Below are 21,565 nucleotides of genomic sequence, written 5' to 3'. Positions count from 1 at the left end.
TCTAATTTTTGTATGGTATGGTAATACTTACTTCTGTCCCTTTATTAATTATAGAGTTAAATTCGGCCTTCCCATGAACCTCATTAACTCTCGAATTGATGTTTTTGATACCTATTCCTTTTTTACTTTTATTGACGTCAAATCCATCACCATCATCAACAATGGATAAGCAAATTACATTATTTTTTAGTTGAATACTAATTTTTACACCATTAGCATTTGCATGTTTGTAGATATTTTGAAGGGATTCTTGTATGATCCTGTAAATGTTAATCTTCGTTTTATTATGTACCATTTCCCAGTTGATATCATCGGTATAATTAAAGGTTGATTTTAGTTGATAGGCTTGTGTTTGCTTCTCAATAAGTTCTGAAACGATATCCATAAATCCAGACCCTGAAACAAAGTCAGTGTTTAAGTCGTGTGAAATTTTACGAATATCATTTTCGATGGTCATGAGTTCTTTGATATAGGTTGCTCTATTACTAATTGCTTCTTTACCTTCGGAAAAGTTTAAACTATCAAGGCTAAGTCTTGTTCCAAAGAGTCTGCCTAGAACGCCATCATGAAGTTCTTCTGAAATTCGTTTTTTCTCTCCTGCTCTAGCTTCATCAACCTTATCTTGTTGGGATAACATTAGGTTATAAATCTCTTCATTTGCTTGTTGTTGCTCTTTCTCGAACTTTAATTCTTTGTTTTTTGCGCGCTGTGTAATAATTATATAAAGTAAAAATAAGGTTACTAATAAACCTCCAGAAATCGCTAATAACCAAATAAGCTGTTCAGACATGCGCTCGTTGGCTTGTTCAACTTTATCGGTTTCAAATTCTATCCTAGCAAATTTATCTCTTTTGCTTCGCTCTACAGTAAGTAAACTATCTTGAACTCTAATATATTCGTTCAAATAAGATTTTCCATCTTCCCCTTCTTTTAATTTTGATAGTACTTTTAATGCATCCAATAAAATTTCATTTGAAGAGGTTTCCTTGGCTATTCTATAAGCCATATTAGCATATTTTAGGGAGGAATCTTGTTGTTTTCGATTAAGATAAAATTTAGAAAGATCTATACTAATTTGAAGTTTCGTTGTTGCATCATTTAAGGTATCACTTATTTTATACGCCTCTTTAAACAAGCGTTCCATTTCATCAAAATTCTTTGATCCTGAAACTAGTTTTGTATAAGCCATATTATCAATAACTAGTGGATAAAATGCAGGATCATAGTCATCGTATTGATCTCTAATTTGTATCAAACTTGAATATAACTCTATAGCTTTAGAATAATTCTCTTTTTTTCTGTAAACGAATGCCTTATTATTGGTAGAGTAAATTTTATTATAAAAACCATTTCGCATATTCCGACTTACCCTTTCTGCTTTGTCATGATACTCTAGTGATTTATCATAATGACCTAATTTGAGTGAAACAATTCCTAAGAGATTATTTAATATCCATAAATTATCTAAGTTATCTTCTGTTTCAGGTAGGTTCTCAAATATTTTTAGAGCATTAATCGCATTTTCTTCACTCCCATAATAATCTTTTTCTGTATCCTGTAAATCAGCAATATTTAATAAGATAGTTGCTTTCCTTGATAATTTTTTATCATCATAAAACTTAAGTGCTTTTGAATAATAGAAATAGGCACTATCGTTGACTTGATTATAATGAAAATATATAGCGATATTATCATTTGAAATCGCAATAGATGTGGAGTCATTTAATTTTTGAGCGATTTCAATATTTTCCTTGTTTAATCGAAGATACTTGTCATATGCCTCAGCCTCATAGTATAAAAGCGACAATTGCCTGTTGCTTAATATGAGTGATGAATCAATTTTAATTTGTTTGGCTAAATCAACAGATTGAACCGCATATTTTATGCGATCTTCAAGTTTGATCTTTTGGTCTTTTGATTTTAGTCGTAATGAGATAACTTCTTCAATCCTATCATTTTTACTTTGAGAAGAGACCTGTAAGGTAAAAAATACCAATAAGGGTAAGAAGCATTTAATCAAGATGTATACGTTTATTGTTACTCAATCAAAGTTAGAATAAATTTCATTAAAACGTAAACAAAAAAGCCCTTATAGAAATAAGGGCTTAGTTTTTATTTTATCTCTTACAGATTAACCTTGCGGTTGTAATTTTGCTTTTTTCTTAGCATGTGCTAATAAATCGTAGCTTTTTTGAGTTTCGTAGGTAGGCTGATCAGTATCCACAACAGAATCACTGCTCTGTCCAGATACGGTTAATAATAATACAGCCACAAGTAGTAAAGTAATTTTCAGGGTCTTCATGTTTTTGGTTTTTAGGGATTATAAATTTCAATTTCGTTATGTTAATGATAAAACAGCATCAAAAATGCCAATTCGAGGGAAGAATGGATTATTAACTATAAGACACTAAATGCCTTAAAAATTGAGGGAATCTAAATGCCTAAGGACATCTAAACATGAATGGATTATTAAATTTACCTTGATAAGTGATTTTGGGGCTTAAGAAGGACTACAAACATAGGACTAAAATAGAGAGAAACAAAAATTTAAACGATAAAATGTAATATTTTATCGTTGAAATGCATTATTTATTGATTTAATTGTTCATTAACTGTTAATAACTCCTCTTAAAGGATAATAAAGTTCAGTATGACAAACGCCCTAAATGCTATTATAATAACAGCCTTACTATCTAGAAACGAGTATCCCGATCTTAAAAAACAGTATTTCATCATGGCATAGGAGAACCTAAGAAGACGCTTTTCCTATTCATCTTATCAAGGCCTCTCTTGAATTGTCATAGGGCTTTTGTAGCACGCCCTATATTATATGAGCCAAAATATAATTCCATAATAAAATGGAAAAGAACTATCTATAATAGAGATTCCATTAAAAAGTACGCTCCAGCAAATAACAACACCCCGAGTAAACCAGCGACAAGAAATGTTTTGACATACACCAGCATCAAGTTAAAAAATCCAGTGTTGTGGGTATGTTTAAAGATCGTAATTATGCGATATAACACAAATATTAATAATAGTAGTACAAGAAGAAATCCAATTGCGAGAACATTATCATCTAAAGCTCCCAAAATAGCTATTAACGGAACGTAAACAACAAATATCAGCATGCCCAAACCGTACATAAAAACAAACACTGTTTCCCTTGATGTTCGTTTGGCCCTCTTAAAAAGCCGATGTGCAATGAGCCAATAAAACATGCACCACAATACGAAAAGGTTTAAATAAACCACTTGCTCTATTTCTCCAATTTCACTTTTTTTCAGAAACTTATCATGTTCAACTTGTTGTTTTAATACGACATAATGTGCCCTTAAAGCTAACTCTTTCATATTTTTAGATTCGAAATATTCCTTGAGTTTTGTTGCCGTTACAAGTGTATCGCTTTTTAAATACTCCATGAGTCTGTTATCAACAGCTTGTGAATATTGAGGTGAATCATATTCTAAATTAAAAAAATCTTGTAATTGAAAAGCATTTACAAATGCGGCACGTTCTTCCTGACTCATAGATTTCTGCATTTCACGCCAGGCAACTGGTGGAGCAGGTTCATCACTAAAGTCCAATCCCCAAGGTGAAATAGACCCAATAATTAATGACACACCAATAGCAGTAAATAAAAAAGCCATGGGTTTTACTTTATTGTCCCATTGTTCATTGAATACTTCATCAAAAAATTGTTTATGATTAAAAAAGTAATTTTTAAAAGTTTGAATGAAATCATGTGGATACATTTCTTCCCACCAGTCGCGAAAAAGGTTTGGTTTTTTTACAGGCAGATTTGATTCAGGTGGGTTGTTTTGATCTTTCATAGTTGGTTGGTTGGTAATCTATAACAAGAAAGGTAAGAAAAAGTATCTAAAGACTCAAAACAAAAAAGCATCCCAATCTTCTTATTCAGAAAAAAGGAAAGCCTTTCATTGGAATACCAAATTACTTTGGTAAACTACATCTCAGATTACTCTGAGAACAACACAACTATTGTCATTGCTTAAAAAAAGCCCCAATTTCTTGAAGCTTTAGTTTTGCAATTTTTAGCGGTCTGGACGGGACTCGAACCCGCGACCTTCGCCGTGACAGGGCGACATTCTAACCAACTGAACTACCAGACCGTTGCTTTATTGCGAGGGCAAATATACATTCGATTTTTAATACCACAAATATTTTCAGAAGATTTTTTATCAAAAACATTAAATAAATTTTTGACGCTCTACCATGTAGGTCGTAAGTATTTTATCAAAGGGTTTATTAATATCGGCTTCTACATATTTTATTTGATATTGTCCACATTTTAATCGTATGCTTTTAAAATAATCTTGCACAGCAGACTCATATCCCTCCTTTATGGTATCAGGATATAAATTGATGTACTCATTGGTCTCTACGTCAATAAAACGCTTCGGTGTATTGTCAAAATTGAATTTGAGCTCCTTCTCCTTATCCATCACATGAAATAGAACCACTTCATGCTTATTATATTTTAAATGTCTTAAGGCTTCAAATAATTTCACATCATCTGAGGAAGTTTGAAACATATCCGTAAAGAAAAATATCAACGAACGTCTGCGGATGTTTTCTGCTATTTGATGCAAATAAGTATAAGTCTCGGTTTTTTTATTTAATTGTTTCGATACAACCGTCTTAGATAATTGACTCAATAACATTTGGTGATGACGCTCACTTCCTTTTTCAGGCGCATAATAATCGTATGCATCGCTATAAATACTTAAACCTACAGCATCACGTTGCTTCTTTAAAATGTGCATGAGTGCAGCAGCAGCTAATGCCGAAAAACCAATCTTATTTAAATTCCCGATACTGAAATCTTTAACTTCAGGATAGTGCATTGAACTACTATTGTCAATAATTAAATGACAACGCAAATTGGTTTCATCATCATAACGTTTGGTGTATAACTTATCTGTTTTGGCAAACAGCTTCCAATCGATATGTCGTGTACTTTCTCCCTGATTATAGATCTTGTGTTCGGCGAATTCAGCAGAAAACCCGTGAAACGGACTCTTGTGCATTCCAGCGATAAACCCTTCAACCACCTGCTTAGCAAGTAATTCCAGGTTTTTAAAGCCTCCTGCTTTATTGAGTTCTGCCTGTAAATTCATTTTAAATCATCTTATCAACAATTCCATAAGCAACAGACTCCTCTGCGCCCATCCAATGGTCACGATTAAAGTCTTTCATGACTTTATTATAATCTTGTCCGCAATTGTCTGCTAATATTTGAGCGCTCAACTCTTTTGTTTTAATAATTTCTTGAGCAGTAATTTCAATATCACTCGCCTGACCTCGTGCTCCACCACTTGGCTGGTGAATCATTACTCTCGCATGTGGCTGTATGAAACGTTTTCCTTTAGCACCAACCGATAATAAGATTGATCCCATTGATGCAGCCAATCCTGTACAGATAGTAGATACATCACTGTTCAAGGATTTTATACAATCGTAAATCGCAAAGCCAGAAGTAACATAACCGCCTGGACTATTAATATATAAATGAATGTCTTTCGTCTCTAAGGCATCTAAATACAGTAATCGGTCTATCACGTGTTTCGCCGATTTATCATCGACCATCCCCCAAAGAAATACTTTGCGTTCCTCTAGTAATTTCTGATCTATTAGGTCTTGTGCTTTTGGTTGCTTACTCATATATGTTTTGTCTTAAGTCTTAATATTAGCTAAAAATAAAAAAAGGTTCACCACACTGGCAAACCTTTTATCATTTCTTTTGGATTTATCTTATAATAAAGAATCGATAGCTTCAGTATAAGCGTTTTTAGGGGCTACACCTACTTGACGTCCAACAACCTCACCTTTGTTAAAAACCAAAACCGTTGGAATATTACGTACGCCATATTTAGCAGCAAACTCTTGATTTGCATCAACATCTACCTTACCTACAACAGCTTTACCTTCATATTCAGAACTAATTTCATCAATGATTGGTCCTACCATTCTACAAGGTCCACACCAAGCAGCCCAAAAATCAACCATTACTGGCTTATCACTGTTTAATACTGTTTCTTCAAACGTTGCATCTGTTATTTCTAATGCCATAATTATATTGTCTATTGTTTAACTTCATTTTAATTGAATACACAAAATTAGTCAAAAATTTCGCGAAACCTTACAAGGACAGTATTTGTTTTCATTATGAGGTTATAGAGCGATTGCATACTCTTGTTTTGGCGCATCTCTTTTGTTCAAAAGCACAAAACAGTCAGGCTGTCACTACTCGCTTCCTACATAGCACGAAGCACGAAGCAGGAGAGCTCAAACAGGCCGCTCCATCCTTTGCGCAATCAGTTTTAATGATTGGGTTTATTGTCTTATTGAATTCAAAATAGCTATAAATTAAACAGATACTACATATAAGGGTCATGAAGTGATCCATCACTGCATCACCACTAATCAATCCGAAAAAAGAAGCCAATAAGCCTGCAAACGCTATACACAATTGATGATCTTTGTCGCTTTCATATCTATCATTTTTAGTTTCAAGAAAGTAGCTCATCATTTAAAAATGTTGCACTAATTTAATTTAAACATGATATCATTCAGCTCTAATTCGTTCAGTAACTCTTGCGAAATTTTTACTTTTTGCTTTCGACTTGGCATATTGAGTTTAATTTTTTCATCATTATCGTATATCACAAAATTCAATGCTTTTTCACCTTGATGCATTCTAAACAAATCTTGCAATATCGTGATGCGCTGCTCTTTAAGATCACTTATATTCAGTTGAATAGAAAGTTTCCTAGCATAAGTACCCATAACATCATGTAATAATTGGAAACTATTAAATTGTAATCTCGGATCACTCTTTTTTCCTGTATCACGATTTACCCAACCTTCTCGAACAAATGATTTCACATAGATAAAACTGTTCTTTACCAAAAAGTGACGGTACTTTAAATACTCTTCGCCAAATATCCGAAACTCATAACTATCTGTATAATCTTCAACCATAAATAATGCCCAGCCTTTACCTTGTTTACTTACACGATGTTGTACATCGGTAACAACACCTCCAAACGTAATTTCACGATTGACATAGTTCTCTAACTCGTTAAACAAGGCCAAACTGCCATTGCAAAACGTTTTCATTTCTACTTTAAAATCATCTAATGGATGTCCAGAAATATAAACCCCAACCACCTCTTTTTCTTGAGCTAATTTCTCCATAGTTCCCCATTCTTCACAGGGTGGCACTATAGGTTCTGCAATTTGAACATCACTAGTTGCTCCAAATAAACTTACTTGTGCCGAATTTTCATTCTCCTGATGTTTAGCACCATACTTAATGGCTTTCTCCAAAAAGGTTATGCCATCTCCTTCATCTTGAAAATATTGTGCACGATGTGCTTCTCCAAATCCGTCAAACCCTCCAGCCAAAGCTAAATTCTCAAATGCTTTTTTATTCGCAGCACGTAAATCAATACGCTTTGCTAAATCAAAAATTGATTTGTAATGACCATCTTTCTTGCGATTTTCAACTATAGTCATCACAGCACCATGACCTACACCCTTAATAGCCCCCATTCCGAAGCGAACGGCATAATCTTGGTTTACAGAGAATTTATAATACGACTCATTTACATCTGGTCCTAAAACATCTAATCGCATACGTTTACACTCCTCCATAAAAAAGGTGACCTGCTTGATGTCATTCATATTATTAGACAATACAGCCGCCATATATTCTGCAGGATAGTGAGCTTTTAAATAAGCCGTTTGGTAAGCAATCCACGCATAACAAGTCGAGTGAGACTTGTTAAAGGCATAACTTGCAAAAGCTTCCCAATCTTTCCACACCTTTTCTAAAACTTTAGCATCATGACCTTTAGCGCTAGCTTGCGCAATAAACTTTGGTTTCATTTTATCCAGAACCGCAATTTGTTTTTTACCCATGGCCTTTCGAAGGACATCGGCTTCACCTTTGGTAAAGTCTGCTAATTTTTGCGAGAGTAGCATCACCTGCTCTTGGTAGACAGTAATTCCATACGTTTCTTTCAGATATTCCTCCATTGCTGGTAAATCGTAAGAAATCTCTTCGTCACCATGCTTACGACGAACAAAACTTGGAATGTACTCCATTGGACCAGGGCGATAAAGCGCATTCATAGCAATCAAATCTTCAAACACGGTCGGTTTTAAATCCTTAAGGTGTTTTTGCATTCCAGGTGATTCATATTGGAATACTCCTACCGTTTCTCCTTTTTGAAACAGTTGATATGTTTTTTCATCATCTAATGGAAAACTATCTGGGTCGAGCAATATATCATGTTTGGCTTTAACGATTTTGACTGTATCTTTAATTAAAGTCAAGGTTTTTAACCCTAAGAAATCCATTTTCAGCAAACCAGCATCCTCAACGACAGAGTTATCAAACTGTGTGACATATAAATCGGAATCTTTGGCTGTTGCCACAGGAACGAACTTAGTAATATCATCGGGCGTAATAATCACACCACAGGCATGTATTCCTGTATTACGAACTGAACCTTCTAAGGTCCTTGCTAGGTTTACAGTTTCAGCTTCTAGATCATCCCCATCGGCAATATTTAGTAACTGATTGACTTTTTCTAAATCTTCAGCTCTAAATTTCTTACCCAATTCTTTTTCATCAAGACCAAAAATCTTACCTAATTTGGACATGGTCGGAATCAATTTCGCTATGCGATCAGCATCAAACAAGGGCAAATCCAATACTCTTGCTGTATCTCGAATTGATGATTTCGCAGCCATGGTTCCGTAAGTAATAATCTGTGCTACTTGATTAGATCCATATTTTTGAATCACATAATCCATAACACGACTTCGACCTTCATCATCAAAATCGATATCAATATCTGGCATACTAATACGATCCGGATTTAAGAAACGCTCAAAAAGCAAGTCGTACTTTAAAGGGTCTATATTTGTTATCCAAAGACAATAGGCTACTACAGATCCTGCTGCCGAACCACGACCAGGACCAACTGAAACGTCCATATTTCGCGCTTCACGAATAAAATCTTCTACAATTAAAAAGTAACCAGGATACCCTGTGTTTTCAATAACGCTCAATTCAAAATCGAGGCGTTCTCTAATCTCATCGGTAAGTTCTTCGTAACGCTTTTTGGCTCCTTCGTACGTGAGATGCCGTAAATACGCATTCTCTCCACGTTTTCCTCCATCAGATATATCGGCTTCGTCTTTAAATTTTTCTGGGATATCAAAAGCTGGTAATAAGACATCACGCGCCAATTGAAAGGCGTCTACCTTATCAACAACTTCTTGAATATTAATAATAGCCTCAGGAATATCTCTGAACAAAGCCTTCATTTCTTCTGAAGACTTAAAATAGTATTCTTGATTAGGCAATCCGTAGCGGTAACCTCGACCTCGACCAATTGGCGTCGCTTGTTTTTCACCATCTTTCACACACAACAAAATATCATGTGCATTGGCATCTTCTTGTTTACAGTAATAGGTGTTATTGGATGCTATAAGTTTTACGTCATGCTTTTGAGCCAATTTAATTAGCACAGGATTCACGCGATTCTCATCTTCCTGATTATGACGCATCAGCTCCACATACATATCATCACCAAATTCCTGTTTCCACCACATCAAAGCTTCCTCGGCTTGATTTTCACCAACATTTAAGACTTTACTTGGCACTTCTCCGTACAAATTTCCAGTCAAGCAAATCAAATCTTCTTTATATTGTTGGATAAGTTTTTTATCGATTCTTGGCAAGTAGTAAAACCCGTTTACAAACGCATGCGATGACAACTTAGCTAGGTTGTGATAGCCATTTTTATTTTTAGCAATCAATACAATTTGATAACCGTTATCTTTTCGGGTTTTATCTTTGTGATCCTCACAAACGAAAAACTCACAACCAATGATTGGCTTGATTTCTTTTGCTGTTGGCAGTTCTCCTAGCTCCTCAGCTTCGGCATTTTTAGCTTTAACAGATTTATTGTGATTATTAACTGCTTTAACAAAATGAAAAGCTCCCATCATATTAGCATGATCAGTCAATGCCACTGCTGGCATATGATGCTCCGCGGCTACAGCAACTAGATCTGAAATACTAATTGTAGATTGCAGTACTGAAAATTGCGAATGGTTATGTAAATGCACGTAATCAACATCGGCTAAACCAGAAATGTTCTGTTTAATTTCTGCTTCGGAAATCGCGTCACTTTGCACCTTTTGCAGTCGTTCATTGATTTTTGCACTCGCTTTTTTAAGGTTGATATGTTTTAACCCAATAAGCTGAATTGGTTTTGGATTCGCCTCATTATAGCTCTGAAAATAATCTGGCTGAACATCTAACGCTTCTTTGGTATATTCTCCGCGTCGGATAAGTTCTAAAAAACAGCGTGTAGTTGCTTCTACATCAGCTGTTGCATTATGCGCTTCATCAAATGGTTTATCGAATAAAAATTGATGCAATTCTGTTAAAGTAGGGAGTTTAAACTTTCCATAGCGACCACCTGGAATTTGACATAGTGCAGCTGTATGCTCGGTGCAGGTATCTAAAACGGGAAGTACTTGAAGTTGATTAGCCACATCTTCTCGCACAAACTCAGCACCCATGATATTAAGGTCAAATTTTACATTTTGACCAACAACAAATTTAGTTTTCGAAAGCGCATCGTTAAATTTTTCTAAGACTTCTTGAAGTGGAATCCCTTGTTCTTGGGCTAACTCTGTTGAAATACCGTGTATTTTTTCAGCATCAAAAGGGATATTAAATCCGTCAGGCTGAACCAAATAATCCTGATGATCGATACAGTTTCCCATTTCATCATGCAATTGCCAAGCGATTTGAATACATCTTGGCCAATTATCGGTATCGGTTATTGGAGCATCCCATCGTTTTGGCAGTCCAGTCGTTTCGGTATCAAAGATTAAATACATGTAATTTTGTGTCCTTTTATTATGTAAACTTCTGAAGAAATAATTCTAGAAGCAAGTCCATAAAATTACAAATAAACTGGTCTTTTTTAAAGGGAAGTTATGAACAGTTTTAAACAAAAAAAGCAGCCGAATGGCTGCTTTTATAATATTTCATATTTAAAATTACATATTATCTAAGTAATCAGGTATACCATCCATGTCGGTATCAAGCGCATCAGCAGGATTACCGTCCATGTTAGGATCAGCGTTTTCATCGGCCGTTAAAATAGTATCTCCATCATCATCATCATCTAGATAATCATCAATCCCATCACCATCGGTATCTCCTATTTCAAATTGTGTTAATAGTCCATCGCCATCATCGTCATTATCTAAATAATTCATTATACCATCACCATCGGTATCTCCCATTTCATTAATGGTCAATATCCCATCACCATCATCATCATCATCTAAATAATCAACATCGCCATCACCATCAGAATCAATCGGATTTCCATCTGCATCAGTTGCTTCAGCACTTGTAGGCACACCATCACCATCATCATCGTCATCTAAATAATTAGCAATACCATCACCATCGGTATCATCATCATTTAAATCCATATTACCATCAAAGTCTTCAAAAATGTTTGGAATCCCATCACCATCATCATCATTACAATCAAGACCATCAATCACCGCTTGAACACTACCATCTGGATCACCACAAACTTCAATTTCCTGTTCTAAATAAAACCGGTAATTCTCACATGCTGAGATATAATTTCCAATTGTTGCGGCCTCAAAAGCTGCTTGGGCAGTATTTTTATTATGGACAGCGAAAGAACAACGAAATCCACAAGAATTTAATTCGGCTATTAACTGTGTAAGGTCACCACTTATGTCACCACAATAATTACGCTGAACTATTGTAGCTTCCCGGTAAGCATTACAAGCTGCTTCATAGGTGACGAGATCCACATATTCCAGGCTTGACGCAAATGAGGCTAAATAGGCATCTCTAGCTTCTTGAGATAGCAACTCCGTATCAACACAAGTTGTAACTACAGCAGGAATACTTCCTGAGGTTAGTGGAACTCTAAAAAATATGCCTTCATTATAACCAATCGAGTTAAGTCCTGATTCGTCAAATGCTAAAAATTCAAATTTACCAGTGAATGTATTGTTGTTGATTTCGGTGATTTCTATAAAACCATATTCTGGGTAAATTGACACACTTTGATCTGGTCTGTTATTAGTTGTAAACACTTTGCCTGTTGCATCTATATATCGAGCTTCTAGCGTAATCCAGTCGCCAACAACATAGTTGCCAACGGCCACAGAAGGCACTTTTAATTGCACGGTTTCAACATTATTTCCTCCTGTTAAAGTAAGAAAACCATTCTGATCTATAGCTGCATTTGTGAATTCTGCTCGCCACAAACCATACTCTCGATTACCTTGAAATGCAGGTGAATTAAATTCAACTTCATCACCACAACTCACTAGTGTTAATATAGTTATAAAAAGTATAGCTAGTCTTTTCATTGTTTTAGTTTTGTTCCTCTAAAATAAAAACGAGGTTTTATACAGGTTAAACATAACGATTTAGAACTGTCAAAAGTATAATAAAATTTCAATATTACTTAATTTGAAATAAAATGTTCATAATTAAATAATTGTATTATCTTTGCACCCTCATTAATAATAGAGGTCGAGAACCTCACAAATTAATTACTAATATGCCTGTAAAAATTAGATTACAAAGACACGGTAAAAAAGGGAAACCTTACTACTGGATCGTTGCCGCAGATGCACGAGCAAAGAGAGATGGTAAATACCTAGAGAAATTAGGTTCTTACAATCCAAATACTAACCCAGCAACCGTTGACTTAAATGTTGATGGCGCAGTACAATGGCTACAGAATGGTGCACAACCTACTGATACTGCCAGAGCAATATTATCTTATAAAGGTGCAATGCTCAAAAACCATTTGGCTGGTGGTATACAAAAAGGTGCTTTAACCGAAGAACAAGCAGAAGCAAAATTCAATGCTTGGTTAGAAGAAAAAGCAGCAAAAATACAAATGAAAGCTGATGGTTTATCTGAAACTGAAGCGAAAGCTAAAGCAGACGCATTAGCTGCTGAAAAAGCAGTAAATGAAGCCAGAATAGCTGCAGCTGCTCCTGTTGTTGAAGAAGCAACTGAAGAAGTTCAAACTGAAGGTGATGCTGAAGCTACAGCATCAAACGAAGAAGAATAGAAATTTATTTTTATAATTTTAAACTCCGATACCTTGTGTCGGAGTTTTTTAGTTTTGAGAATTTCGATTCTCAAAAAGACAGTAACATTAATTATCATTTTTAATGAAAAAAACGGATTGCTTTTTTCTTGGAAAAATTGTAAAAAAATACAGTTTTAAAGGTGAACTTTTAGTCAAGCTTGACACAGATGAACCAGAACTCTATGAACATATGGCTTCTGTTTTTGTTGATCTTAGAAACAACCTGGTTCCCTTTTTTATAGAATCATCACAACTTCATAAAAGCGAATTATTACGTATTAAATTTGAAGACGTCGACACAGAAGAAGATGCCGATGCGTTGCTCAAGAGCGGTGTCTATTTACCTCTTGAATTTTTACCAAAATTAGAAGATGACAAGTTTTACTTCCATGAAATAATAGGGTTCAAAGTAGAAGACAAACATTTTGGTTTTGTAGGAATTATAAAAGCTATTAATGATTCTACTGCACAATCTCTTTTTGAAATTGACCACAATGGTACTGAAGTATTAATACCAATGAATGATGAATTCATTACAAAAGTAGATAAGAAAAAGAACACTATATTCGTGGATACTCCTGAAGGCTTAATTAATCTCTATTTAAATGATTAATTTTCTGTCAAACTAAATTTAACAAAGCATTCTAAATTAATTTTTGGATGATTTCATGGAACAGCCATTTCAATTCAAACAATTCTTAATTCACCAAGACCAATGTGCAATGAAAATTGGCACTGATGGTGTATTAATTGGTGCTTGGACGTCAATAAATGAAAATCCAGTTTCGATATTAGACATTGGAGCTGGCACAGGAGTTTTATCATTAATGCTGGCACAACGATGTATGGCTGAAGCTATAGACGCTCTCGAAATTGACGATAAGGCCTATGAACAGTGTGTCAGAAATTTTGAAAATTCTTCATGGGGTGATCGTTTGTTTTGTTACCATGCATCTTTAGAAGAATTTGCAGATGAAATTGATGATGAGTATGATCTTATCATTTCTAATCCCCCTTTTTATTCGCCCTCTCTGGTTTCAACAGCTCTACAAAAAGGAGAGAATTCAATGTCTGATGCCCGTAAAAAAGCAAGGTTTCAGGATGCAATGCCCTTTAAACACTTAATTGAAAGTGTTGCTAAATTATTGTCAAAAAATGGACGGTTTTCTGTTGTTGTACCCTTTTCCGAAGAAGAGCAATTTATTAAATTAGCTTCTGAATCCAATCTATTTCCTTTGCGAATTTTACGTGTAAAAGGCAGCCCTTCCTCTGAAATAAAACGTAGCCTTATGGAGTTCACTTTCAGCAATTCTAAAATACAAAGCTCTGAACTCATTATTGAAACTACACGACATCTATATACGGAAGATTACATCAATCTCACCAAAGATTTTTACTTGAAAATGTAGTTTTAAAATTGTTAGCTGAAAACGTTTTCGTTATTTTTGCTTTTCATAAAATATAACAATATGAAGCCAGATTTATTCGAAGCACCAGATTATTACAATCTAGATGAACTACTTTCAGAAGAACATAAATTAGTACGTGATGCAGCTAGAGATTGGGTAAAACGCGATGTTTCACCAATTATTGAAGCGTACGCGCAAAAAGCAGAATTCCCTACACAAATCATTGGTGGCTTGGCTGAAATTGGAGCTTTTGGACCTTATATCCCAGTGGAATATGGAGGTGCTGGATTAGATCAAATTTCTTATGGTTTAATCATGCAAGAAATTGAACGTGGTGATTCTGGTGTGAGAAGCACAGCATCGGTTCAATCCTCTTTGGTCATGTATCCAATTTGGAAATATGGAAATGAAGCACAACGTCAAAAGTTTTTGCCAAAATTAGCATCTGGAGAATGGATGGGGTCTTTTGGATTAACCGAACCAGATCACGGTAGTAATCCTGGAGGCATGACAACTAATTTCAAAGATATGGGAGACCACTATCTTTTAAATGGTGCAAAAATGTGGATTTCAAATTCCCCTTTCTGCCAAATAGCTGTGGTTTGGGCTAAAGATGAAAGTGGACGTATTCACGGACTTATTGTAGAACGTGGCATGGAAGGTTTCTCAACACCAGAAACACATAATAAATGGTCACTAAGAGCATCCGCAACAGGAGAGCTGATTTTTGATAATGTAAAAGTGCCAAAAGAAAATCTATTACCTAACAAATCTGGATTGGGAGCACCTCTTGGGTGTTTAGATTCGGCACGTTTTGGTATTGCATGGGGAGCCATTGGTGCTGCCATGGATTGTTATGATACTGCACTTCGATATAGTAAAGAGCGTATGCAATTTGGAAAACCTATTGGTCAGTTTCAACTGCAACAAAAGAAATTAGCCGAAATGATTACCGAAATTACCAAAGCACAATTGTTAGCTTGGCGTTTAGGAGTTATGCGTGAAAACGGAACAGCAACCTCAGCTCAGATTTCTATGGCGAAACGTAACAATGTAGATATGGCTTTAAAAATTGCTCGTGACGCTAGACAAATGTTAGGTGGTATGGGAATTTCTGGAGAATACAGTATTATGAGACATATGATGAATCTTGAAAGTGTTGTCACTTATGAAGGCACTCATGACATTCATTTGTTAATTACAGGATTAGATGTTACAGGCTTAAACGCCTTTAAATAAACCTAAGACCTATTTAATTATTGCACACTAACGGAATCGGTGTGGAGAAAATAATCTAATTTCAAGAAAATGCCTCTCAGTTAAGAGAGGTATTTTTCTTTCAAATTTGTTTACATTTACTTCATGTTTTCAGCTAAAAAAAGATTCGACAGAGCGTATAGAGAAGCCAAAGTTGTAGGTTTTGATGATACCAGTAAATTCATTTTATTTAGTGATTGTCACAGAGGAGATAATAGTTTTGCTGATGATTTCGCAAATAACCGAAACATCTATTTTCATGCGTTGAAGTATTATTATATCGAAGGCTTTGATTACTGTGAACTTGGTGATGGTGATGAACTATGGGAAAATCTATCATTTGATTCCATACTCAATGCTCACAAAAATGTGTATTTGCTCATGAAACAATTTCATGAACAAAACCGACTTCATATGATATGGGGAAATCATGATATGGTCTATCGTGACCCTAAATATGTTGAAAAGCATCTATCGACATATTTTGATCCTAAAGAAGAGGAAGATGTTGAACTATTTTGTGACATCAAATATCACGAAGCTGTCATTCTTAAACACACTAAAACACAACAAGAATTATTTCTAACTCATGGTCATCAAGCTGATTGGTGGAATTACCTGTTTTGGAAATGGAGTCGTTTCATGGTTCGGGTTTTATGGAAACCACTTAATGTTATGGGTATTGCTGACCCTACAAGTCCTGCTAAAAACTATAAAGAGCTCATTAAGGTGGAGCGTCGTACAAAAAAATGGATAGCTGAAAATGATAACCTTATTACCATTGTAGGTCATACTCATAGACCACGGTTCCCCGAACCTAATGATATTGCTTTTTTTAATGATGGAAGTTGTGTACACCCTAGAAGCATTACAGGTATCGAAATAGAGAATGGACAAATATCACTTATCAAATGGCAAATTGCTACCACAGACGATGGTACGCTAAAAATTGTTAGAGTATTGTTGGAAGGACCGAGAAAACTAATAATGTATAAAACTAATTAGCTTTCTGGAGCTAGCTCTACCTCCAATCCTTCCATTTCAGGTGTAATTTGAATTTGACAACCTAAGCGAGAATTATCCTTCACATAAAATGCCTCACTAAGCATAGCTTCCTCATCATCTTGCATTTCAGGAAGTTTATGATTTGATTTTACGTAACACTGGCAAGACGCGCACATCGCCATACCACCGCAAATGCCTATAGTACCTTCTGGTGCAAGTTCATAAGAACGCACAACCTCCATGAGGTTCATGGCCATATCTGTAGGTGCTAAGATATCATGAGTGACACCAGCTCTATCGGTGATTTTTATATTGACGTCTTGTTCCACTAGTTAATTGCTTTTACAACTGCCTTTGGGGCTTCTTTTCGTGTCCCATCAAAACCATCAACACCACTTACTGTTGTATATTTTAAAACGTAACGTTTTCCTGGGTTAATAATTTGATAAGCTGCTTGACACATCAAAGTCGCTTCATGGAATCCACAGAGAATCAATTTTAATTTTCCAGGATATGTATTGACATCACCAATGGCAAAAATCCCTGGGATATTAGTCTGATAGTCTAAGGCATTATTGACTTTAATGGCGTTTTTCTCAATCTCCAAACCCCAATTTGCAATAGGACCAAGTTTTGGGGATAATCCAAAAAGCGGCACAAAGTGATCACAGGATTTCTTGATAGTCTCCTCTCCTTTCTTAACGGTTATAGTTTCAACTTTGCCTTCACCATCAATACCAACAACCTCTGCAGGAGTAACCAGTTCTATTTTACCATGATTTTTTAAGGCTTGTACTTTTTCTACAGAATCTAAATGTCCTCGAAATTCGCTACGTCGGTGTATTAACGTCACTTCGCTAGCTACATCACTTAAAAAGATGCTCCAATCTAAGGCTGAATCTCCACCGCCAGCAATAACGACACGTTTATTTCTATAAAATTCAGGATCTTTAATAATGTATTCTACGCCTTTATCTTCATAATCTGAGATATTGGCAATCAACGGTTTTCGTGGTTCAAAACTTCCAAGTCCACCAGCAATTGCAACCACAGGAGCATGATGTTTAGTTCCTTTATTTGTAGTTACAATAAATGTTCCATCATCTTGTTTATCAATAGTTTCTGCTCGTTCTCCTAATGTAAAGCCAGGTTCAAATTGCTTGCATTGCTCGATTAATTTATCGGTAAGATCACCTGCAAGAATTTCAGGATAAGCTGGAATATCATAAATAGGTTTTTTAGGATAAATTTCAGAGCATTGTCCGCCAGGCTGAGGCAATGCATCAATTAAATGGCATTTAAGTTTCAACAAACCAGCTTCAAATACTGTAAATAAACCCGTAGGTCCGGCTCCAATTATGAGTATATCTGTTTTAATCATGAATTCTAATTTCGAGAAGTAAAATTAATAGAAATGGAAGTCAAATTATGTGACAAATATAACATTTACGCCTCAATATTAATGACTTGTTCTATTTGGGGTGCATATTTTTTAATCGTCATTTCCACGCCAGACTTAAGCGTCATTTGATTAACACTACAACCAACGCAAGCGCCTTGTAGTTGCACCTTAACTAAAGTATCGTTTTCAATGGCTAATAATGAAATATCACCTCCATCGCTTTGTAGAAAAGGTCGAATCTCATCTAATGCTTTTTCTACATTTAATCTTAGTTCTTCTGTACTCATTTTCTATGTCTTCTTAACTGCTGAACAACCAGCCATGGTTGTGATTTTAATCGCCTCAGTTGGAGGCAAACTGTCATTTCGTCTTACCACTTCCTGTACAACATTTTGCGTTAATTTCTCAAAAGCTTTTTCTATTGGTGTTGCGGTTTGCAATGCTGCTGGTCTACCTACATCTCCTGCCTCTCGTATACTCTGCACTAATGGTATCTCTCCTAAAAAGGGCACTCCAAGATCTTCTGAGAGCTGCTTCGCACCTTCTTTCCCGAAGATATAATACTTGTTTTCAGGTAGTTCATCTGGTGTAAAATAGGCCATATTTTCAATAATACCTAATACCGGTACATCGATACTATCTTGTTGAAACATAGCAACACCTTTTTTAGCATCTGCTAAAGCTACGTGTTGCGGTGTACTTACAATCACAGCTCCCGTAATTGGTAAGGACTGCATGATACTCAAATGAATATCACCAGTACCAGGAGGTAAATCAATCAGTAAAAAGTCTAATTCTCCCCAAGCTGCATCAAAAATCATTTGATTTAACGCTTTTGCCGCCATTGGTCCTCTCCAAACTACAGCTTGATCTGGTTTAGTGAAAAACCCAATAGATAATATTTTTACACCATAGTTTTCTACAGGTCGCATTTTTGACTTTCCGTCAATATTAACCGCTAAAGGTCTTTCTAATTCAACATCATACATGATTGGCATTGAGGGTCCATAAATATCTGCATCTAAGATCCCAACACTAAATCCCATTTTCGCTAAAGTAACACCCAAATTGGCGGTAACCGTAGATTTTCCAACGCCTCCTTTGCCAGAAGCTACGGCAACGATATTCTTTATCCCCGGGATTGCCTTGCCTTTAATCACATTGGGGGCTGATTTAGCCGGAGCGTCAACCTTAACATTAACTGTGATTTTCGCTTTTTCATATACGATTTCATGAATAGTTTTCATGATGTCTACTTGGGTTTTCTTTTTAGCTTGTAAGCTCGGATTTGTAATTGTTATATCAACAACAACCTCATCGGCAAAGGTCACCACATTTGTAACAGCACCACTTTCTACCATATTTTGTCCTTCTCCTGGTGCAGAGATGGTTTCAAGCGCTTTAAGTATATCTTGTTTCTGTAATTTCATAGCAATTTTTAAATCCTTAAATCCTTTTTATTAAGAATGGTTCTAAAGTGCAAATATACTACATAAAGCTTGAAGATTAAAGCCAGAAGATTGCTATTTCTTATGATGTAATTTGTATATATTATAATTATGAAGTTAAAAAGATTAAGGTAGTAATATAAATCATCTAAGCTCTTTAGCTGGATCCCAAAATACCTGTTTAAATTGTTGTACTTGATTATCTAAAACACTAATCCCTTCACTTTCTAATAATTGCTGCATTAAATTCGTGCCATCAAAATGATGTTTCCCAGTTAGCAAGCCTACTCTATTAACTACGCGATGTGCTGGAACATCCTTTCCGTGAGAGCTCGTCATAGCATAACCAACCATTCTTGAACTCCGCTTTGCACCAAGATAATTGGCAATGGCGCCATAGCTGGTCACTCTGCCATAAGGAATCAATTTGGCAACCTCATAAACTTTATCAAAAAATGAAAGTGTTTCAGGTGTCATGCTACAGATCCATTAATATATTAATTAAGGTCACACCTGCAACAATACCTGTAATAGCACCAATAATATAGTTCATGTTTTTTTGTGAGGTAAAGGCCTTGTTTTTGATTTTATCAAAGAAGAAGATATAAAAATAAAGCATTACAAAAGTACCCGTTGTGGCTCCAGAGACATAAGAAATGATACTAATTTTTTCAAAATTAAACCAACCAAATGTGGCGATGGTAATCGTCATATAAGCTTGATAAGGAATAGGAAATACATTAATTGCAGACAAAAACATCCCTTGAAAAAAACGGCTATGGCTACTTCTAGTATGCGCTTCTATATCAGGTTTGGGACTTGTCTTTGCCAGTAGCAAATAATAAATAGTGATTAAGATAAATATCACAAAAGCGACACGCTGTAAAATTTCAACGACATCTCGGTGATTATTGAGATAACGCGCAAACATGGCGGCGATATAGGTTTGTAAAAATACAATAAAACAAACCCCAACAGAAAAGGCTATACCTCTATTATAACCTTCTTTTAAACTTACTTTTGCCGCTGTCATATTTAATAATCCAGGAGGAATAACACCCACTAACGCAATAATTAATCCTAGGAAAAATATAACAGTAATATTCAAATCTATTTAATTTTAAACCTAATATACGTAATTGGTTTGTTTTGCTCTAGATATTGAGACTCATAATAGGTTTGAATACTGGTAACGTCTTTTGGGCTTCCTTCTTGTTTATAGACGTTATGGTTAGCGTAAAGCACTTCGTGCCCCTCACCATGCAGCAGTCCTAGTGTATATCCATGCATGAATTCGCTATCTGTTTTTAAATTAACAACACCTTCAGGTTTTAGAATTGTTTTATAGCGTTTTAAGAAATCTGAATTGGTCATTCTATGTTTTGTTCGCTTGTATTTTATTTGTGGATCAGGGAAGGTAATCCAAATTTCATCCACTTCATTTTCGGCAAAGGCAAAGTCTACTAATTCAATTTGAGTTCTTAAGAAAGCAACATTTGAAATATGCTCTTCTATGGCTGTTTTTGCCCCTCTCCAAAAACGTGCGCCTTTAATATCAATCCCAATAAAGTTTTTCTGCGGATACTTTTTTGCAAGTTCCACTGAATATTCTCCACGACCACAACCTAATTCTAAAATAAGAGGATGATCATTCTTAAAAACCGTTTTATTCCAATTTCCTTTTAAGCTATAATTTGACTTAACCAAATCATCGCGACTCGGCTGAAACACGTTTTCAAATGTTTCATTCTCTTTAAACCTCTTCAGTTTGTTTTTACTTCCCACTTTTAAAATTTAACGATTTCTTTTTTAATTTTCAGCCAG

The 21,565-nt window shown here is 35.4% G+C and carries 21 protein-coding genes and 1 tRNA gene; 5 read left to right on the top strand and 17 right to left on the bottom strand.

Going from position 1 to position 21,565, the window contains the following annotated elements; translation table 11 throughout:
* Position 1 precedes the first annotated feature (1 nt).
* The 10 genes from BLT57_RS04070 to BLT57_RS04030 all read right to left on the bottom strand — a co-directional run bounded on the left by BLT57_RS04070 (position 2) and on the right by BLT57_RS04030 (position 12,483).
* Positions 2 to 2,020: a tetratricopeptide repeat-containing sensor histidine kinase gene (locus BLT57_RS04070; RefSeq protein ID WP_091422656.1), complete on the bottom strand. Its 2,019-nt coding sequence runs from the start codon at positions 2,018 to 2,020 to the stop codon at positions 2 to 4.
* Positions 2,021 to 2,131: 111 nt separating this feature from the next.
* Positions 2,132 to 2,302, bottom strand: coding sequence for a hypothetical protein (locus BLT57_RS14030; protein ID WP_157717114.1), 171 nt, complete (start codon positions 2,300 to 2,302; stop codon positions 2,132 to 2,134).
* A 571-nt stretch (positions 2,303 to 2,873) separates the two neighbouring features.
* Positions 2,874 to 3,833 (bottom strand): hypothetical protein, encoded by a 960-nt coding sequence (locus BLT57_RS04065; protein WP_091422653.1) that lies wholly within the window; start codon positions 3,831 to 3,833, stop codon positions 2,874 to 2,876.
* Positions 3,834 to 4,059: 226 nt separating this feature from the next.
* Positions 4,060 to 4,133, bottom strand: a tRNA-Asp gene (locus BLT57_RS04060).
* A 78-nt stretch (positions 4,134 to 4,211) separates the two neighbouring features.
* Positions 4,212 to 5,141 carry a DUF58 domain-containing protein gene (locus BLT57_RS04055; protein WP_091422651.1) on the bottom strand — a complete coding sequence of 310 codons (930 nt, stop codon included), beginning with the start codon at positions 5,139 to 5,141 and terminating at the stop codon, positions 4,212 to 4,214.
* Position 5,142: 1 nt separating this feature from the next.
* On the bottom strand, positions 5,143 to 5,685 hold the full coding sequence (locus BLT57_RS04050; protein WP_091422647.1) for a ClpP family protease: 543 nt from the start codon (positions 5,683 to 5,685) through the stop codon (positions 5,143 to 5,145).
* A gap of 90 nt (positions 5,686 to 5,775) precedes the next feature.
* Positions 5,776 to 6,093 (bottom strand): thioredoxin, encoded by a 318-nt coding sequence (trxA, locus tag BLT57_RS04045; RefSeq protein ID WP_091422643.1) that lies wholly within the window; start codon positions 6,091 to 6,093, stop codon positions 5,776 to 5,778.
* A 163-nt stretch (positions 6,094 to 6,256) separates the two neighbouring features.
* A complete protein-coding gene (locus BLT57_RS04040; RefSeq protein WP_091422641.1) occupies positions 6,257 to 6,550 on the bottom strand; it encodes a hypothetical protein in 294 nt (97 codons plus the stop codon).
* A gap of 17 nt (positions 6,551 to 6,567) precedes the next feature.
* Complete coding sequence (dnaE, locus tag BLT57_RS04035) at positions 6,568 to 10,953, bottom strand: DNA polymerase III subunit alpha (RefSeq protein ID WP_091422638.1); 4,386 nt, start codon at positions 10,951 to 10,953, stop codon at positions 6,568 to 6,570.
* Between the two features lie 162 nt (positions 10,954 to 11,115).
* The gene (locus tag BLT57_RS04030) at positions 11,116 to 12,483 is read right to left on the bottom strand and encodes a DUF6252 family protein (RefSeq protein ID WP_091422635.1); all 1,368 of its coding nucleotides are present in this window, start codon (positions 12,481 to 12,483) and stop codon (positions 11,116 to 11,118) included.
* 194 nt (positions 12,484 to 12,677) lie between these two features.
* Here BLT57_RS04030 and BLT57_RS04025 point away from each other — a divergent pair, with 194 nt between their 5' ends.
* The 5 genes from BLT57_RS04025 to BLT57_RS04005 all read left to right on the top strand — a co-directional run bounded on the left by BLT57_RS04025 (position 12,678) and on the right by BLT57_RS04005 (position 16,891).
* Positions 12,678 to 13,199 carry a 30S ribosomal protein S16 gene (locus BLT57_RS04025; RefSeq protein ID WP_091426654.1) on the top strand — a complete coding sequence of 174 codons (522 nt, stop codon included), beginning with the start codon at positions 12,678 to 12,680 and terminating at the stop codon, positions 13,197 to 13,199.
* A gap of 103 nt (positions 13,200 to 13,302) precedes the next feature.
* A complete protein-coding gene (rimM, locus tag BLT57_RS04020; protein WP_091422632.1) occupies positions 13,303 to 13,833 on the top strand; it encodes a ribosome maturation factor RimM in 531 nt (176 codons plus the stop codon).
* Positions 13,834 to 13,888: 55 nt separating this feature from the next.
* On the top strand, positions 13,889 to 14,629 hold the full coding sequence (locus BLT57_RS04015; protein WP_091422629.1) for a tRNA1(Val) (adenine(37)-N6)-methyltransferase: 741 nt from the start codon (positions 13,889 to 13,891) through the stop codon (positions 14,627 to 14,629).
* 60 nt (positions 14,630 to 14,689) lie between these two features.
* Positions 14,690 to 15,868, top strand: a complete 1,179-nt coding sequence (locus tag BLT57_RS04010; protein WP_091422626.1) for an acyl-CoA dehydrogenase family protein — start codon at positions 14,690 to 14,692, stop codon at positions 15,866 to 15,868.
* Positions 15,869 to 15,991: 123 nt separating this feature from the next.
* The gene (locus BLT57_RS04005; protein WP_091422623.1) at positions 15,992 to 16,891 is read left to right on the top strand and encodes a metallophosphoesterase family protein; all 900 of its coding nucleotides are present in this window, start codon (positions 15,992 to 15,994) and stop codon (positions 16,889 to 16,891) included.
* On the opposite strand, the gene BLT57_RS04000 is transcribed toward BLT57_RS04005, so the two are convergent.
* The 7 genes from BLT57_RS04000 to trmB all read right to left on the bottom strand — a co-directional run bounded on the left by BLT57_RS04000 (position 16,888) and on the right by trmB (position 21,526).
* A complete protein-coding gene (locus BLT57_RS04000; RefSeq protein ID WP_091422618.1) occupies positions 16,888 to 17,220 on the bottom strand; it encodes a 2Fe-2S iron-sulfur cluster-binding protein in 333 nt (110 codons plus the stop codon). The genes BLT57_RS04005 and BLT57_RS04000 overlap by 4 nt on opposite strands.
* Positions 17,220 to 18,272: an NAD(P)/FAD-dependent oxidoreductase gene (locus tag BLT57_RS03995; protein WP_091422616.1), complete on the bottom strand. Its 1,053-nt coding sequence runs from the start codon at positions 18,270 to 18,272 to the stop codon at positions 17,220 to 17,222. Before BLT57_RS03995 ends, BLT57_RS04000 begins: the two co-directional genes overlap by 1 nt.
* 65 nt (positions 18,273 to 18,337) lie before the next feature.
* On the bottom strand, positions 18,338 to 18,580 hold the full coding sequence (locus tag BLT57_RS03990; protein ID WP_091422613.1) for a NifU family protein: 243 nt from the start codon (positions 18,578 to 18,580) through the stop codon (positions 18,338 to 18,340).
* A 3-nt stretch (positions 18,581 to 18,583) separates the two neighbouring features.
* Positions 18,584 to 19,723, bottom strand: a complete 1,140-nt coding sequence (locus BLT57_RS03985) for an Mrp/NBP35 family ATP-binding protein (RefSeq protein WP_091422609.1) — start codon at positions 19,721 to 19,723, stop codon at positions 18,584 to 18,586.
* 162 nt (positions 19,724 to 19,885) lie between these two features.
* On the bottom strand, positions 19,886 to 20,218 hold the full coding sequence (locus BLT57_RS03980; RefSeq protein WP_091422607.1) for an MGMT family protein: 333 nt from the start codon (positions 20,216 to 20,218) through the stop codon (positions 19,886 to 19,888).
* Between the two features lies 1 nt (position 20,219).
* Positions 20,220 to 20,849, bottom strand: a complete 630-nt coding sequence (locus tag BLT57_RS03975) for a LysE family transporter (RefSeq protein ID WP_091422603.1) — start codon at positions 20,847 to 20,849, stop codon at positions 20,220 to 20,222.
* A 2-nt stretch (positions 20,850 to 20,851) separates the two neighbouring features.
* Positions 20,852 to 21,526, bottom strand: a complete 675-nt coding sequence (trmB, locus tag BLT57_RS03970) for a tRNA (guanosine(46)-N7)-methyltransferase TrmB (protein WP_091422601.1) — start codon at positions 21,524 to 21,526, stop codon at positions 20,852 to 20,854.
* Positions 21,527 to 21,565 lie beyond the last annotated feature (39 nt).

Source organism: Formosa sp. Hel1_31_208, assembly GCF_900104785.1.
Taxonomy (GTDB): domain Bacteria; phylum Bacteroidota; class Bacteroidia; order Flavobacteriales; family Flavobacteriaceae; genus Psychroserpens.
The sequence above is the reverse complement of the archived record's forward strand: the minus strand, read 5'-3'. Positions and strand labels throughout refer to the sequence as shown.